The following is a 15,537-nucleotide window of genomic DNA, read 5'->3' as shown; positions in this document are numbered from 1 at the left end:
ATCACACACCTGAAACGGAATCATCATGATATTCATAAATAAAGACATCTTCCAAGTGGGGATTCACCGGGACCCAATCTGTTTCTGGTTCCCCTCTGTGGACAAACCGGACAATCATTTCCCCCTGCTCCTGCTTTTCTGAAAGGAGAACGTATTGGCTGCGGAAATTTTCCAGCTGCTGATAGCTGATCGTCGTCTCATAAACACTTTCCTCCAGCGTTTTGCAAATGTTCTTAACGGAATCTTTATATAATACTTGCTGGTTCTTAATCATAATGACTTCATTGGCAATCGATTCAATGTCTGAAACAATATGAGTCGAAAGAATGACCAGCCTCTCCCGTGCAAGATCTGATAACAGCTGCCGGAACCGGGCGCGTTCCTTAGGGTCAAGACCAGCTGTAGGCTCATCAAGGATTAATACCTTCGGATCGTTTAAAAGCGCCTGTGCAATCCCTACCCTTTGAATCATCCCCCCTGAGAACTTTTTCATCTTCTTGTTCGCTACATCAGATAAAGCCACTTTTTCCAATAACTCCGATATCCTAGTCAATGCTTGCTTCTTGTCGATCCCCTTTAATGCGGCTAAATACAATAAGTATTGCTTTGGGGAATAGTTTTTATAAAAACCGAAGTGCTGAGGCAAATACCCAAGAATGTCCCGGTAATCCTCGTCTAAATCAATAATGTTATCTCCGTTATACAGAATTTCCCCCTCACTTGGGGTGATTAAGGTAACCATCATTTTTAATAATGTAGTTTTGCCCGCTCCATTAGGGGCAAGCAATGCATAGAGACCGTCATTAAATTCAAGGTTTATTCTATTTACCGCAGAAAAACTCCCATATTGCTTGCTTACATCTTTAACCATCAGCATCTTAATGTGCTCCCTCCTCCGAAGATCTAAAATACACAAGCTTGCTTAAGTAGTTGATATAGACCAAAAAACTAACAGTGAAAACAATCACATAAACGAATAGCGGTGCCTTCATTAAAAGCCCAAGGTATAACTCACTCTGGATAACCTTAAATCCTGCATTGACAACCACCCAGCTTCCTGTGACAAAGACGACAGCCATTAAAGACTGCTTTTTCATTAAGATAAAGAGAAAGAAAACAGAAAAGAGGAACAGCGATGCAATAGATATTAACAGGGCCCTCAAAAAGCTCAGCTCACTATGTGACATAGCTAATAGGAATATACTGATGCTGTTTACTGCTATTGATATCACACTTAAGGCAAGCATCCGAAATGCTGAGATTTGGTACAAGTTATACTTGCAAATCATCTCTACTTCATAAGTACCTGTACTGCGCCTTAGAGCAAAGTAATAAACGGATAAAGAAAGATACAGCAAAGGGGAGAGAAGGAATATGAAAGCATATAAATCCTGATTTCCAACCTCTCCTTTCATACTGCCTGACAAGATGAGCAAAATGACTATGACCGTTAATAAAATTCCTATCTCTTCCAATCGGGATGGAAGCAAGTTTTTCATTCCAATTTGCTTTTGCAGCTTATAAAGGTAAGCCGGGAACGATTCTTTTTTCCGGACACCCGCAGTGACAATCTGCTGAATCTCATCGGTTATGGATTGGCGGTCTGGCATAGGGATATCGAATTTTTCTTTATTCATCGCGGTCCTCCTTCATTTCTTTTTTTATTAGTTTCAGCGCCGTATAGTACCTTGACTTCACTGTTGATAAAGGAACTTGGACAATTTCAGCAATTTCCTTCAGGGTATACTCTGCAAACAGCTTCAGCCTGACAATTTGCTGGGAGCTCATCTCCAGCTGATTAAGGAGCCTTAAAATATTTTGAACATCTTCTTTATACTCCAAGGAAAGCATCATATCTTCTTCCATCTCAAAATCATGATCATTAATGGGTTCTGAAAGCTGTCTGTACTTATAGCTTTTCGACCGATAGTAATCAATCAGTCTATTGGAGGCAATCCTGTAAAGCCAAGTTCTGAAGGAGGCTTTTGCAGCATTGTAATGATGAATGGATTTAAGCACACGAATAAAAATCTCCTGAGTTAAATCAAGGGAAAGCTCACTATCGAGCGACTGTTTATACACAAATGAATAGATTTCTTGATAGTACTTGGATATCAGCATATTCGCCGCTTCACTGTTTCCATTCTTTTGTACCTTTTTAATCCACTGTTTCTCTTTGTCCATTTCTTCACCACGTATTTTACATTTTGCTGCATCTATTTATATATTCGAATTGATGCTGAAAAAAGTTTTAGCGTTTTTAAAAATATTTTCCATCTATGACACTATCAGAGTCCGTCTTAACGAGCGAGAAAAAATAAAAGGGCTGGAGCTGACAAAAAAAAAGGACATTCAGCCAGAGCATCACGACAAAAGAGAAATCCCAGTCTCACAATCTTCCCTCTTATAGTAGATGCACGGCCCATTCCCCAAACGCTAAAAATTGATTCCGGAAAATAAAAAAGATTAGCTGAGGACGAAGGAATGGGGGAATTTGCAAATCGTTCAGATTTTTCGCACACAAAAAAGGGTGTCCAGTCGCGGACACCCTTTTTATATTCAATTACATTGTGCTGATATCAATGACAAAACGGTATTTCACATCTGAAGCCAATACACGTTCGTATGCTTCGTTAATTTGATCGGCAGAAATAACCTCAATTTCAGGAGCAATGTTATGCTCTGCACAGAAATTCAGCATCTCCTGCGTTTCACGGATTCCGCCGATCAGGGAGCCGGCAAATGAACGGCGGTGGCCAATCAAAGAGAACACGTTTAAGGAAAGCGGTTCTGCAGGAGCCCCGACATTTACTAAGCTGCCGTCTAGCGTTAGAAGAGAAAGATAGGAATCCAGGTTAAGCTTGGCACTTACCGTGTTAATGATCAAATCAAACTTTCCGGCAAGCTTTTCAAACGTCTCCGGATCACTTGTCGCATGGTAATCAGCAGCACCGAACCGCATGCCGTCTTCTTTTTTCTTCAATGATTGAGAAAGGACCGTCACTTCTGCACCCATCGCGTGGGCAATCTTAACAGCCATATGGCCAAGACCGCCGAGTCCAATAACCGCTACTTTTTTGCCCGGGCCTGCTTTCCAGTGATGAAGCGGGGAAAAAGTCGTAATTCCCGCACAAAGAAGCGGTGCTGCTGCATCCAGCTCAATATTATCCGGAATGCTTAAGACAAAGTCCTCAACAACCACGATATGAGTAGAATAGCCGCCTTGAGTCGGCTCCCCGTATTTATCAACACCCGCGTAGGTCGGAATATTTCCTTTTAGGCAGTATTGCTCTTCACCCTTTTGGCAGTTCTCGCATTCACCGCAGGAGTCAACCATACATCCGACTCCTACCCGGTCACCGACCTTGTATTTGGTTACCTCGGGTCCAACATCTGTGACAATACCTGCGATCTCATGGCCAGGCACGAGCGGATAGTTTACCTCGCCCCACTCCCCGTGAGCCGTATGAATGTCAGAATGGCAGATTCCCGCAAATTTAATTTCAATCAGAACATCTTTCGAATCTAGATCGCGCCGTGTAATTTCGGCTTCTTTAAAGGGTTTGTCCGGACCGTCAACAGCTCTTGCTTTAGCAGTAATCATAGAAAAACCTCCAGTAAGTAGTAGATTCATTTTTAAGAGAATCATGGTACAGGAAAACATTCTTCCTTTATCTATATACCTGTTTTTTCTCTTACGAAACCATGTTACCTCCTATAGTTAACTCTAGGTCAAGAGATAAGCTTTTTTCAATCTGCGGGTTTTGACATGCATTCACTCTCGTGATACCTTCAAACATAGAGTTAGCTCAAGGTCTATACTTAAACCGGAAAGGGAGATCACGAATGAAAACCTATTCGATCAGCGAAGCGGCAAAAGAACTGAATCTAACCGTCTATACGCTGCGATACTACGACAAGGAAGGACTCCTCCCTTTTGTAGAACGGACAGCAAGCGGAACGCGATTGTTTAAAGAGTCCGATATCAATGCGTTAAAAGTGATTGAATGCCTGAAATCCACGGGGATGCCTATAAAAGAGATTAAACGTTTCATTGATTGGTGTTCTGACGGGGATTCCACCCTTCATCAGCGGTACGACATGTTCATAGAAAGAAAAGCGGCGGTTGAAGCACAGATGGATGAACTGAAGAAAACCATGGAGGTTATTGAACATAAATGCTTCTATTACAAGACAGCAATGGAGGCCGGGACAGAGGAGATTCATAAGAGCGGAAAAATTGAGATTCCTGTTCCATATTAATTTAACCCTTAAATTATTTGGGCTGATTTCCGCTGCAGGGCTCAGGGGTGGCGAGCCTCCCCTTCGCTTCGCGACTGCGGGGTCTCATCTGTCCCGCTGCTCTAAGCAGGAGTGTCGCCCTTCCGCTTCAATCAGCCTGACTCAGCATTTAAACTTAAACAGGGAGACGCATAGAATGTGTCTCCCTGTTTAACCTTTTCAGACGGTCCTAATTTGCTTCCACCCTGCTTCAGGCTATGTTTATTACGAATTTCTCTGCTTTCCCATCTTCTCTTGCCTCTATTTTTGCTTCCGTTCATCAGCCTTTTCTTCCATCTGCTTCGCAATAATGAGTCATCAGTTCCCTTTAAAAAGAAATAAAAAACCTTATATTTAAAGCGTTTGGCAGTAATCATATTTGTATTAAGGAATGTCCGCCAGAATAATTATAAATTTTTCCAATAAATATGTTGCCAGCCACATAATAGCGTGTTATATTTATGTTGCCGGCAACACAAATTGGAAAGAGGTTGAATCAATGACAAAATTATGGACTCCCATAGAGATTGGACGTATGAAGCTTTCCCACCGTTTGGCAATGGCTCCCATGACAAGAAGCAGGGCTAATTCCGACGGAACGCCTAATGATCTTGCTTCTGTTTATTACTCACAGCGTGCATCCTTAGGATTGCTGATCAGCGAAGGGGCACAACCCTCTGACGACGGACAGGGATATTTACAAACACCGGGAATTTACACGGAATCGCATATTGAAGGATGGCGGAAAGTCACGGACAGCGTTCACGAAGCTGGCGGTCACCTCTTCATTCAATTGATGCACGTCGGGCGGATGTCGCATCCGGACAATACGCCTCACCATCGTCAGCCGCTTGCACCTTCAGCCATTGCACCGGGTTTGGAAATGTTCACAGGCACCGGGATGAAGGATATCCCGATCCCGCGGGAGATGAGCAAAGAAGACATTGAAACAACCATCGATGATTTCCGAAAAGCAGCTGCTGCAGCCATTCAGGCCGGCGCGGACGGTGTTGAAATCCATGGAGCGAACGGGTACCTGCTGCAGCAATTCATTGCCGAGAATTCAAACAAACGCAGCGATGAATACGGGGGATCCATTGAAAACAGGGCACGCTTCGCCATCGAGGTTACGAGGGCAATCGTGCATGAAATTGGAGCCGACCGGACCGGCTTTAGAATTTCTCCGCGGATTCCGCTTGGCGGATTGGATGAAGGAAAAAGCAGTACGGACTTATATCGATATCTGATCCCGCAATTAGCGAATTTGAATTTGGCTTATCTTCACCTCGTGCATGACGGAAACGATGCCTTCCTGCAAGACGTCCGTTCCATGTGGCCGACGGCACTGCTGGTTAACCGGGCCGGCAGACCGCTTGAAAACTTAACAGACGACATAGACAGCGGACTTGCCGATCTCTCACCTGTCGGGACTTGGGCATTAGCCAATCCTGATTTTATCGAACGGCTAAAAACCGGTGCACCGCTGAATGAACCGGACTACGCTTCCTTTTATGGAGGTGATAGTAAAGGCTACACGGACTACGCTATACTGAGTAATAAAAATTAATAAAGACGAGGTTATGACATGAAACACGTAAACAACACGAACGATACCGAAAAAACCGAAGACACTGTTAACGCAACTCAGCAGCAATACCCAATCAGTTTTTCCATTTTTGCACTTGCACGTTCACACCGAGCATTAGCGGCACATTTACTCCGTGAGATCGATTTGTTTCCCGGGCAGGAACTCTTGCTCATGCAGCTCTGGCAGCGCGACCGCCAATCGCAGAATCGGCTCACACAGGCCCTCGGTCTGGACCACTCGACTATCGCAAAGTCCGTTAAACGTTTGCAGGATGCAGGTCTCGTTACTCGGAGCCGCTCTCCAGAGGATGGACGGGTGACCCTTGTAACACTCACCGAAGCAGGGCGGGAACTGGAATCCAGTGTATTAGGAGCCTGGAACAAATTGGAGGACGTTACATCGGATGCCCTGACGGATCACGAAAAGACCCTGTTTATCGAAATGCTGAACAAAGTAGCGCTAAAGGTAGATGAGAATTTAAAATCATAAAAATATGGAGGTCATTGTAAATGTCTGAATCTAAAATGAAGGCCATTCTTGTAAATGAATATGGCGGTCCGGAAGTATATAGTCTTGAGGAAGTCAATCGCCCAAACCCGGGAGCGGGAGAAGTACTTGTTCATATCAAATATGCTGCTGCCATTCCTCTTGACTTCAAAATCCGAAATGGATGGCTGAAGGACGTATTCCCTAAAACTCTTCCTTACATTCCAGGGTTTTACGCATCCGGAACGATTGAATCAGCCGGCCCTGGAGTGACCGAATTTGCTGCCGGCGACCGTGTCTTCGGAATGGTCAATGGAGCCTATGCGAATTATGCCATCGCTCCGGTGAAGGAATTGATGAAAATGCCGGATGGTCTTTCCTTCGAGGATGGCGCATCCATTAGGGCTGGCGCGGATGCAGCATGGAAAGCCTTATTTACGGAAGGCGAACTGGAAGCCGGTCAAACGGTCCTGATCCATGCCGCAGCCGGCGGCGTCGGACAATATGCAGTTCAACTGGCTAAATGGAAGGGAGCCACTGTCATCGGAACAGCTTCAGCCAAAAACGTCGATTTCGTCAAATCTCTTGGCGCAGATCAAGTCATCGATTATACCGAGGCAGCTTTCGAAAATATTGTCAAAGACGCCGATCTCGTTGTCGATACCGTTGGGGGAGACACGGAGAATCGATCATGGGCTGTTCTGAAGAGAGGCGGAATGCTTGTCTCTCTGACACAGGATCCTTCTCAGGAAAACGCAGAAAAGTATGGCATTACAGCCAAATTCAACACCAAATTCCCGACTCACGAAGATCTCCGGACCATTGCCCAACTAATCGCCGACGGTACAATCAAGGCGGAGCTTGATTCCATATTCCCGCTCAGCGAAACAGGCAAAGCACTGGAGAAAAGCGAAGCAAGACACGGACGCGGAAGAATTTTGCTGCAAATGAACTAGCTTTTGAATATGGAGTACACAGACCCCTATATCCAGGGGTCTTTATCCGTTCCTGGCCGCAATTCCATGGGGATTCCCATTCGTATGGGCGGTTCACTATGGTGAAATAATTCTCCATGATCGTTTTGTCAGGGTCAGCTACAGCCTTACCCTGACTTCAGTACCGTCCTTCGCTTTGACATCAACCAGGAGGAGGCCTTTATAATTTTTTAGTTCGCTGACGAATGGTTTTAGCAGCTTTTTGTCGATGGGCGGAATCATGTAGCTCCAATTCTTTTCCGCCAAATAATCCTTGGTCCACCTGTTTACATTCCGCCGGAAAAATTTCGAGGAGAGAATCGCAATCCCGATATGAAGAATGGCATATGGGAGGGGAATCGTGAATTGTACACCTTTCGTTTTCACCTTTATTTGCACCATGGCACTACTCGATGATGACCGAAACGGTATCCCCGTTTGCCGACTTCACATCAACGATTTGGCCATCCAATTCGTTTTCGATGGCTTCAATCAATAGATTAATGTCTATATCCTTCACGTATTTTTGAGATTCAGGAATACTCGAAGCGATTCCGTGGCCAGCCACTTGGTAATAAACCAAATCTCTTCCTGATCCATTCTGACTTCCTGAGTTTGCATGGGCCGCGACATGGAGGCCGGGACAGAGGAGATCCATAAAAATAAGAGATCACACATTAATACGTGGCAGCGGAATATTAAACGGTAATAGAAGTTCTTCTGAAATTCAATACCTCTCAGTCTATATAAAAAAGCTTCCCGCAAGTTTGCTCAACTTGTAAGAAGCCTCATTCTTTCATTTCGGGATTTGACTGCTCATGATCACTTACCAGAAGGAATGATGCAATGCTGATTTTAAAGAATCGTGACATGTATGTGTATAGATCAATCACAGATTATAAGATATTCCCGACTTTTTTTGCAAGCGCCATGAGCAGAGTAAAATGCTGATTTCGTAAAGCAGGCACATGGGAATGAATATGAATAGCTGGGATACGAAGTCTGGGGGCGTGATGACAGCCGACAGCACAACAAGTCCGAAATAGACATATTTCCGGTATTTTCTCATAAAACCGGGAGTTAACAGGCTGATTTCCGTTAGAAATAAAACGACAGCCGGCAGTTCAAAGAGCAGCCCCATAGGCAAGACAATCTGAAATAAAAACCGGAAATATTTTTCCGCTGTGAACATGGTTTCAACCATTCCATCCGACAGCGAGACAATAAACTTAAATACCATCGGAAAAACTAAAAAATAGCCAAATGCCGCTCCGGTAATAAATAGTAAGAATAACAATGGAATGAACAGTAAAGCTGCCGTCCGTTCCGCCGGTTTCAGCGCAGGTTTTATAAATGCCCACACATGGTAGGTGATCAGCGGAATACAGCATGCAAACGCACAAATGCTCGCAAGCGTAAAATAAATCCACAGGATATCAGAAGGACCCAGCACCGTAAGTTTAAGCTCCGCATCATTAAGGATCCAGCGGTAAATATTTTCTACATTTAAAAAGCAGGCGATCAATAGGACCGCATAAGCCACAGCAACGATTATGATCCGCTTCCGCAATTCCATCAAATGGTTCTGAATAAACTCCTGTTGTGTCATGTTTATCCCTCCATGTTAGAAAAAGAGGAACCCGCCTGGACAACCAGCCACGTCCCTCTCTTTTATTTCCTAAGATTCTCTTTTTACAGCCATTGTGTCTTCCTTGCTGTCTTTCTTCGGCTCCTCTTCTGACAGCATTTCTTTTGTACCTTTCTTGAATTCACGCAAAGTCACACCAAAGGACCGGCCAATTTCCGGCAGTTTTGAAGGTCCGAAAACAATTAATGCAATGATTACAATTAGGATCAGTCCTGGAACTCCGATATTTTGCAGCATATTTATGCCCTCCTGTTTATTAAAGTAAGCTTCCTTCTAAAACGTTTATTTTCACTTCACCATTAGGCACTTCACACTGCCACAGCAGCTTTTTGGACGCTTGCGGTTTTTCGATATTATCAACCGAATAGGCGGTCCATGTTGCTTTTGTCTTGCTGAGCTGCAGCACAGCATATCCATGTGCCGTACTGTCGAACAATTCAATCCACGGATTTTCCAATTTGACGATATTTTGAAGCTCTTTAAACAGCAGCTCTGCCGTAAAGGTTGTTCCTGCATTGAATTTCCCCTTCAGAGCTTTAACGAGCTCATCCGCTGCGGGCATCGGGATCGGACTGGATACATCCGGTATTGAATTCAGGGAGTTTCGAAGAGATTCTCTTAAATTACTTGATGTAACAGAACCAACCATAAGCTCCACCCCGAATTTTTCCCCAGTGCGCTTATAATCACTTTGCATATAGGAAGCTTCAAACGTGTGGAAATCACCTGTCAGCGCAAGGAAGTTTTTAATTCCGTTGTCCAGCACCGTTTGGGCAATCTGCTGTCTTTCATAAGCGTAGCCATCCCACGCATCAAGGTTTAAATACCTGCCCAGAACCTTTAATTGTGTAACTTGTACTTCATTGCCCCAGATCTTCCATGTTCCTTTGGCATTTTTCAGCTCGTTAAGGAACCATTCTTTTTGCGTTTTCCCAAGCATTGTCCGACTGGAAAGGTTAATATCTTCACAGCCCCCTGCCAAGTAACGATCCAGCGTACCTTGTCCGCAAGGGTGCGCACTTCGGTAAAGCCGTTCATCCGTCATCATGATGGAAGCAAGGTTTCCAAGGGTGATCGAACGGTAAATTTTAACAGTATCTTCAAACGTTCCATTGGGGTTGTATGGAACACGAGCCGGAATGTTTTCAAACCAAACTTGGTTCGCAACAAGGCGGCGTGCGGGATCGGATTCTGGATTATCATCTGGTGCAACCGCCGGATAATGCGTGTCATTGGCAAACTCATGGTCATCCCAGATTGCAATCATCGCATGGTTTTCATGCAGCTTTTGCAGGTCCTTGTCCATTCGGTACGTCTGGTACAGCTTACGATAGTCCTGAATCGTAAACGCCTTACTTTGCCCGCTCGGAAGTTTAATTTGGCGGTCATCGAGATTCCCTTGATAGGCAGCGTCGCCGACCGACTCATAGATGTAGTCCCCAAGATGCAGGAAAAAGTCCATCTCTTCATCCGCCATATAGCCTAAAGCGCTAAAATACCCGTTGGTGTAATCCTGACACGACACATAGCCAATGGATGCAGACTGAACATCTGCCCCTTCTTGCGGCAATGTTTTAAAACGCCCCGTCTTACTGACAAGTCCGCTTTTCGTAACGAAACGGTAGTAGTAAGTTTGCTGAGAATCAAGCTTGCCATCCAGATCAACACGCACGACATGGTCATGATCCTTCCAGATTGGAGAGAATCCTCTCATCTCCAGTTCAGAAAAATCTGCCTTTTTACTTATTTCAAACATAATGAATTTACCCTGATTAATGCCCTCTTCTAAAGAAGCATCGTTTGAATCTTTATTTTCAAGCCAATAAATCACTTCGCTTGAGAATTCTTTATTTGTTAAACCAGTCTCCATAGAAGAATCGACCCTGGTCCATAGCATCGCACCAGTCGGCGTAGGATCTCCTGATGCAACAGACTGCGGGAATCCCTTTCCAATCGTTTGTGTTGCAGCATAAGGCTGGAGCGCTGTTGCCGCTTGCGCACGGGAAACCATGGACGTCAAACGGGAAATTCCGGACGTCTCTAATGCCATAACCGCAGATCCAGCCAGGAAATATTTCAAGAAGGTTCTGCGTGCTTTATCATACTCGTTACCTGTTTGGTGCAACTCATGATTCTTATCCAAGGTAATTCCTCCTTCATAATCTGTTCACAAATGATTCTACGGGCTCAATTTAAAGAGAGTAATAAGGACTTATTACAAACCGTTTATAAAAACGTAAAGGAGCGGTAAAAACCGACAATTAATTTGGGTTATTTAGCAAATTATTAAAACTGAGGAAAATAGAAGATATTCTGTCTGCATGATTTAGGGGAAATGAAAAAGAGGCCTCCCAAAAGATATGGAGAAACCTCTTCCTTTGCTACTTGCTCTGCAATCGATTTATGCAGCTTATCCATTTATTAAGTATATAGAGGTGTAAACGATATCGTTACAGAAAAAGAATGGGAGAGCGACAGCCTTATATGGAAGATAGACAAAGTTGGGTATATTCGGAAATCAAACAAGACAGCAAAGATCTGTCCTCTGATTATTAAGCTGGCACAGCTTTCTATGAAATAGAAGGAATCGATAGCAGTAAGGCGATTGCCGTTAAAGAAAAAGAGAAAATAATCAAATTAGAAGCGGAGTCAAAATAAATCCCAGCGTATGAGCAAAAAAAACGCAAAACCTCAAGGGCTTCGCGATTTTCACATGTAGTATTTTGACTAAATTCCTTTAGTACACATTAGAACGATACGCCAGCCATCCGGATCTTCAATTGTGACACCAGATTCTTTCCAGTATGGATTTTCAGGTTCGACTACTTTGTAGCCCATTGTTGTCAAACGGCTTTGTATACGCTGAATTTCATCTTGAATCGGAATATAGAAAACAAGTAAATTATCTTTTGTTGGAGCAGGGCACGGACTTCCATCAATATGCTGAGTAAATTCCAGGTGATAGGCTGCATCAGGAATACCAAACATAACTCCATCATAGCCTTCATGATTTTGAAATTGTCCAATTTGTTTTAATCCTAATCCTTCTCCATAAAATCGAACAATTTCTTGTAATTTGTTTGTTGGTCTGGCTACACGAACTTGTACGTAATTCATTGAAAGTCCCCCTTATCATTTAAACATAACACTCAAAATCCTCGCACTTTTAATGGAGTTTCTCTTGAAGCATGGGGACGGTTCTACTGCTTCGGGGCAGCACGAGAACCGTCCCTGTGCTTACGTTGCTTCACCTCAATGGTATCATTCCGTTCTCACTTTATTAATAAAAAAATGATCTCCATAAAAAAACGCGAAACCCAAAAGGTTTCGCGTTTTTCCAAGGCAGATGATGTAAATTACATCATACCGCCCATTCCACCCATTCCGCCCATGCCGCTCATATCTGGCATGCCTCCGCCGCCTTCTTCAGGCTTGTCGGCTACTACTGCTTCAGTAGTCAGGAACATAGCTGCGACAGATGCAGCGTTTTGAAGAGCTGAACGAGTTACTTTAGTAGGGTCGACGATTCCAGCCTCTACCATGTTTACCCATTGTCCAGTTGCAGCGTTGAAGCCAACGCCGATTTCTTCGTTTTTCAGGCGCTCAACGATAACAGATCCTTCAAGGCCTGCGTTGTGAGCGATTTGGCGTACTGGCTCTTCAAGAGCACGAAGAACGATGTTGATTCCAGTTGCAGAATCGCCTTCTGCTTCAAGAGAAGCTACTTTGTTGTATACGTTCACTAGCGCTGTACCACCGCCGGATACGATTCCTTCTTCTACTGCTGCGCGAGTAGAGTTCAGGGCGTCTTCGATGCGAAGTTTGCGCTCTTTTAGTTCTGTTTCAGTAGCGGCACCAACTTTGATCACGGCTACGCCGCCAGCCAATTTAGCAAGACGCTCTTGAAGTTTTTCTTTGTCGAACTCAGAAGTTGTTTCTTCTAATTGAGCACGGATTTGGTTTACGCGGCCTGCGATTTTGTCTGTTTCGCCTGCTCCTTCAACCACTGTTGTGTTTTCTTTCGTAACCACAACTTTGGATGCGCGTCCAAGCTGAGTGATGTTCGCAGATTTAAGATCAAGACCTAGATCTTCTGTGATCACTTCTCCGCCAGTCAGAATCGCAAGGTCTTCAAGCATCGCTTTACGGCGGTCACCGAAGCCAGGAGCTTTAACCGCTACCGCATTGAATGTTCCGCGAAGCTTGTTCACAACAAGCGTTGCAAGAGCTTCCCCTTCAACATCTTCTGCAACTAGCAATAGAGATTTGCCTTGCTGAACAACTTGCTCAAGAACAGGAAGGATTTCCTGGATGTTTGTGATCTTTTTATCTGTGATCAGGATGTAAGGATTCTCAAGAACCGCTTCCATCTTGTCTGAATCAGTAACCATGTATGGAGAAGCGTAGCCGCGGTCAAATTGCATCCCTTCTACCACTTCAAGCTCCGTTGTGAAGCCTTTGGATTCTTCGATTGTGATCACGCCGTCGTTTCCAACGCGCTCCATTGCCTCAGCAATCAATTGTCCAACTTCTTCGTCAGCAGAAGAGATCGCTGCTACTTGAGCGATGGAATCTTTGCCTTCGATTGGCTTGGAGATTGCTTGAAGCTCTTCGATTGCAGCTGTAACAGCTTTCTCGATACCTTTACGCACGCCCATAGGGTTAGCGCCGGCTGTAACGTTTTTAAGACCTTCGCGGATCATTGCCTGCGCAAGAACCGTTGCAGTTGTCGTACCGTCACCCGCTACGTCGTTTGTTTTGCTTGCTACTTCAGCAACAAGCTTTGCTCCCATGTTTTCGAAAGCATCTTCAAGCTCGATTTCCTTCGCGATTGTCACACCATCGTTTGTGATAAGCGGAGAACCGAATTTCTTTTCAAGAACGACGTTGCGTCCTTTTGGTCCCAATGTTACTTTTACGGCATTTGCAAGCGCGTCCACACCGCGAAGCATGGAACGGCGAGCTTCTTCGCTGAATTTAATTTCTTTAGCCATGAAAAATACCTCCTTGGAATTGTTTATCGTTTTATTTTTGTTATCCGGTTGTATCGATTAGCCGATAACCGCTAAAATGTCGCTCTCACGAAGGATTAGGTATTCCGTACCTTCATATTTAACTTCAGTTCCAGCATATTTTGAGAAGATGATGCGATCGCCGGCAGCTACTTCAAGAGCAACCTTTTCGCCATTATCCAAAATGCGTCCTGTACCAGCAGCTACAACTTTACCTTCTTGCGGTTTTTCCTTCGCAGAATCAGGCAGCACGATGCCGCTTGCTGTTTTTTCCTCAGATTCAACCAATTCAATAATTACACGATCACCTAGTGGCTTTAACAAGTGAAACACCCTCCTCAATTTCATATGTAGTTTAATTTTATTAGCACTCGTTCAGGTTGAGTGCTAACACACAAGTCTATATTATATAAACTTTTTACGAATTTCAAGTGAAAACCACTTAATTTTTCTTCGACGAAATTCAACAATTGTAAACGCACTCAACGATGTTCCTGATACGTGTAACGGATAAGGATATGGTACAATTGGGTTTGGTGAAAGAAACCGTATCATTTGCCGCATTCAGGAGCAGGATAAAAGGTATGGCTGTCTGCGGATTTCAAAGGAGATTAATGGTGAAAAAACATTATTGGTATATTCTGCTTACATATGTCATTATGCTGTTTTCAGGCTATTTTGGCTACCCGCTGCTGCTTCAGCTCGGAGTGGACCGGAGCCAGGTGATCGGCTACTGGAACATCATCAGTTTTGCCATCGGGGTTATCGTTGTCCTGCTTCTCTTGAGAAAAGACCGCGGCGACTATGATCTAAGGGGAAAACCGGCTTCTCCCGCTTCATCCGCTGCATGGGCCATCGGCGGGATCTTCCTGGCATTTCTTGCCCAGGTGATTGCCGCAAATATTGAATCCCAGCTTCTCGGCATTAAACCGGGCTCCGAGAACACGAAACAGATTATGGATATTGTAAAAGTCACGCCGCTCATGATCTTTGTTGTGTCCATTGCAGGACCGGTATTAGAGGAAATTGTATTCCGCAAAATCATTTTCGGAACGATCTATAAGCGGACCAATTTCATCCTGGCCGCCCTGATCAGTTCGGTTATATTTGCTGTTGTCCATCGGGACCCGGCGCATATTCTGCTTTATTCGGCTATGGGATTCACCTTTGCCTTTCTTTACGTCAAAACAAAGCGCATCATCGTTCCGATTATCGCCCATCTGTCAATGAACACCATAGTCGTCGTGATTCAATACGTCTACAGTGATGACATTGAGCGAATGATGAAAGACGCTGAACAATTGCAAAGCATCATTGGAGGAAACTTTTTATGAGAGCACGTCCCGGCGCACTTGCCGCCTTTTATTTCGCGATGGGGATTCTGTTTACAGTCATTGCTGTGAACAGCGGTTCTGAAGGTATTTGGAACTTCCCGACCATCGTTCTTATGCTGATTGCCACTTTTGATTTTGCCGTGGCCATCCGGATGTTCCGGTTTGGCTTAAAGCTTAAGAAAAGTGCCCAGAAAAAATAACCTGTCCATTCGGG

The 15,537-nt window shown here is 44.3% G+C and carries 18 protein-coding genes; 6 read left to right on the top strand and 12 right to left on the bottom strand.

Features of this window, described 5'->3' with window-relative positions; genetic code table 11:
* Position 1: 1 nt before the first annotated feature.
* The 4 genes from CEF21_RS03310 to CEF21_RS03295 form a co-directional block, all read right to left on the bottom strand.
* Positions 2-877 (bottom strand): ABC transporter ATP-binding protein, encoded by an 876-nt coding sequence (locus CEF21_RS03310; RefSeq protein WP_123913363.1) that lies wholly within the window; start codon positions 875-877, stop codon positions 2-4.
* 1 nt (position 878) lies between these two features.
* Complete coding sequence (locus CEF21_RS03305) at positions 879-1,637, bottom strand: hypothetical protein (RefSeq protein ID WP_123913362.1); 759 nt, start codon at positions 1,635-1,637, stop codon at positions 879-881.
* Positions 1,630-2,184 (bottom strand): RNA polymerase sigma factor, encoded by a 555-nt coding sequence (locus CEF21_RS03300; RefSeq protein ID WP_123913361.1) that lies wholly within the window; start codon positions 2,182-2,184, stop codon positions 1,630-1,632. Before CEF21_RS03300 ends, CEF21_RS03305 begins: the two co-directional genes overlap by 8 nt.
* A gap of 379 nt (positions 2,185-2,563) precedes the next feature.
* On the bottom strand, positions 2,564-3,604 hold the full coding sequence (locus tag CEF21_RS03295; RefSeq protein ID WP_123913360.1) for an NAD(P)-dependent alcohol dehydrogenase: 1,041 nt from the start codon (positions 3,602-3,604) through the stop codon (positions 2,564-2,566).
* 242 nt (positions 3,605-3,846) lie between these two features.
* On the opposite strand from CEF21_RS03295, the gene CEF21_RS03290 reads away from it, so the two are divergent.
* From CEF21_RS03290 to CEF21_RS03275, 4 genes are all read left to right on the top strand, one after another.
* A complete protein-coding gene (locus CEF21_RS03290; protein WP_123913359.1) occupies positions 3,847-4,263 on the top strand; it encodes a MerR family transcriptional regulator in 417 nt (138 codons plus the stop codon).
* A 517-nt stretch (positions 4,264-4,780) separates the two neighbouring features.
* Positions 4,781-5,848, top strand: a complete 1,068-nt coding sequence (locus CEF21_RS03285) for an alkene reductase (protein ID WP_123913358.1) — start codon at positions 4,781-4,783, stop codon at positions 5,846-5,848.
* 18 nt (positions 5,849-5,866) lie between these two features.
* The gene (locus CEF21_RS03280) at positions 5,867-6,358 is read left to right on the top strand and encodes a MarR family winged helix-turn-helix transcriptional regulator (protein ID WP_123913357.1); all 492 of its coding nucleotides are present in this window, start codon (positions 5,867-5,869) and stop codon (positions 6,356-6,358) included.
* A 20-nt stretch (positions 6,359-6,378) separates the two neighbouring features.
* Positions 6,379-7,311 (top strand): NADP-dependent oxidoreductase, encoded by a 933-nt coding sequence (locus CEF21_RS03275; RefSeq protein ID WP_123913356.1) that lies wholly within the window; start codon positions 6,379-6,381, stop codon positions 7,309-7,311.
* A 138-nt stretch (positions 7,312-7,449) separates the two neighbouring features.
* Here CEF21_RS03275 and CEF21_RS03270 read toward each other — a convergent pair whose 3' ends face one another.
* From CEF21_RS03270 to groES, 8 genes are all read right to left on the bottom strand, one after another.
* Positions 7,450-7,731, bottom strand: a complete 282-nt coding sequence (locus CEF21_RS03270; RefSeq protein WP_123913355.1) for a hypothetical protein — start codon at positions 7,729-7,731, stop codon at positions 7,450-7,452.
* Positions 7,732-7,735: 4 nt separating this feature from the next.
* Positions 7,736-7,912 carry a hypothetical protein gene (locus CEF21_RS21175; RefSeq protein WP_164462046.1) on the bottom strand — a complete coding sequence of 59 codons (177 nt, stop codon included), beginning with the start codon at positions 7,910-7,912 and terminating at the stop codon, positions 7,736-7,738.
* A gap of 306 nt (positions 7,913-8,218) precedes the next feature.
* A complete protein-coding gene (gene tatC / locus CEF21_RS03265) occupies positions 8,219-8,938 on the bottom strand; it encodes a twin-arginine translocase subunit TatC (RefSeq protein WP_123913354.1) in 720 nt (239 codons plus the stop codon).
* 69 nt (positions 8,939-9,007) lie between these two features.
* Complete coding sequence (locus CEF21_RS03260) at positions 9,008-9,214, bottom strand: twin-arginine translocase TatA/TatE family subunit (protein WP_123913353.1); 207 nt, start codon at positions 9,212-9,214, stop codon at positions 9,008-9,010.
* Between the two features lie 19 nt (positions 9,215-9,233).
* Positions 9,234-11,120, bottom strand: a complete 1,887-nt coding sequence (locus CEF21_RS03255; protein WP_123913352.1) for an alkaline phosphatase D family protein — start codon at positions 11,118-11,120, stop codon at positions 9,234-9,236.
* Between the two features lie 584 nt (positions 11,121-11,704).
* Positions 11,705-12,094 carry a VOC family protein gene (locus CEF21_RS03250; RefSeq protein WP_123913351.1) on the bottom strand — a complete coding sequence of 130 codons (390 nt, stop codon included), beginning with the start codon at positions 12,092-12,094 and terminating at the stop codon, positions 11,705-11,707.
* A 239-nt stretch (positions 12,095-12,333) separates the two neighbouring features.
* Entirely contained in the window at positions 12,334-13,971 is a 1,638-nt protein-coding gene (groL, locus tag CEF21_RS03245; protein ID WP_123913350.1) for a chaperonin GroEL, read from the bottom strand.
* 57 nt (positions 13,972-14,028) lie between these two features.
* Entirely contained in the window at positions 14,029-14,313 is a 285-nt protein-coding gene (gene groES, locus CEF21_RS03240; protein WP_035408406.1) for a co-chaperone GroES, read from the bottom strand.
* 293 nt (positions 14,314-14,606) lie between these two features.
* Between groES and CEF21_RS03235 the strand changes: the two genes are divergently transcribed.
* Positions 14,607-15,323 carry a CPBP family intramembrane glutamic endopeptidase gene (locus CEF21_RS03235; protein WP_123919939.1) on the top strand — a complete coding sequence of 239 codons (717 nt, stop codon included), beginning with the start codon at positions 14,607-14,609 and terminating at the stop codon, positions 15,321-15,323.
* Positions 15,320-15,523, top strand: coding sequence for a YdiK family protein (locus CEF21_RS03230; protein ID WP_123913349.1), 204 nt, complete (start codon positions 15,320-15,322; stop codon positions 15,521-15,523). The genes CEF21_RS03235 and CEF21_RS03230 overlap by 4 nt, the downstream gene beginning before the upstream one ends.
* Positions 15,524-15,537 lie beyond the last annotated feature (14 nt).

Source organism: Bacillus sp. FJAT-42376 (genome assembly GCF_003816055.1).
In the GTDB taxonomy this organism is placed as follows: Bacteria; Bacillota; Bacilli; order Bacillales; family Bacillaceae; genus Metabacillus_B.
This window is presented reverse-complemented; position numbering and strand designations above follow the sequence as displayed.

Excerpts from the sequence above, each read along its gene's own strand:
- groL (WP_123913350.1), bottom strand. The coding sequence starts at position 13,971 with ATGGCTAAAGAAATTAAATTCAGCGAAGAAGCTCGCCGTTCCATGCTT.
- CEF21_RS03295 (WP_123913360.1), bottom strand. The coding sequence starts at position 3,604 with ATGATTACTGCTAAAGCAAGAGCTGTTGACGGTCCGGACAAACCCTTT.
- CEF21_RS03260 (WP_123913353.1), bottom strand. The coding sequence starts at position 9,214 with ATGCTGCAAAATATCGGAGTTCCAGGACTGATCCTAATTGTAATCATT.
- CEF21_RS03305 (WP_123913362.1), bottom strand. The coding sequence starts at position 1,637 with ATGAATAAAGAAAAATTCGATATCCCTATGCCAGACCGCCAATCCATA.
- CEF21_RS03310 (WP_123913363.1), bottom strand. The coding sequence starts at position 877 with ATGCTGATGGTTAAAGATGTAAGCAAGCAATATGGGAGTTTTTCTGCG.
- CEF21_RS03290 (WP_123913359.1), top strand. The coding sequence starts at position 3,847 with ATGAAAACCTATTCGATCAGCGAAGCGGCAAAAGAACTGAATCTAACC.
- CEF21_RS03270 (WP_123913355.1), bottom strand. The coding sequence starts at position 7,731 with ATGGTGCAAATAAAGGTGAAAACGAAAGGTGTACAATTCACGATTCCC.
- tatC (WP_123913354.1), bottom strand. The coding sequence starts at position 8,938 with ATGACACAACAGGAGTTTATTCAGAACCATTTGATGGAATTGCGGAAG.
- CEF21_RS03285 (WP_123913358.1), top strand. The coding sequence starts at position 4,781 with ATGACAAAATTATGGACTCCCATAGAGATTGGACGTATGAAGCTTTCC.
- CEF21_RS03250 (WP_123913351.1), bottom strand. The coding sequence starts at position 12,094 with ATGAATTACGTACAAGTTCGTGTAGCCAGACCAACAAACAAATTACAA.
- CEF21_RS03275 (WP_123913356.1), top strand. The coding sequence starts at position 6,379 with ATGTCTGAATCTAAAATGAAGGCCATTCTTGTAAATGAATATGGCGGT.
- CEF21_RS03230 (WP_123913349.1), top strand. The coding sequence starts at position 15,320 with ATGAGAGCACGTCCCGGCGCACTTGCCGCCTTTTATTTCGCGATGGGG.
- CEF21_RS03300 (WP_123913361.1), bottom strand. The coding sequence starts at position 2,184 with ATGGACAAAGAGAAACAGTGGATTAAAAAGGTACAAAAGAATGGAAAC.
- CEF21_RS03280 (WP_123913357.1), top strand. The coding sequence starts at position 5,867 with ATGAAACACGTAAACAACACGAACGATACCGAAAAAACCGAAGACACT.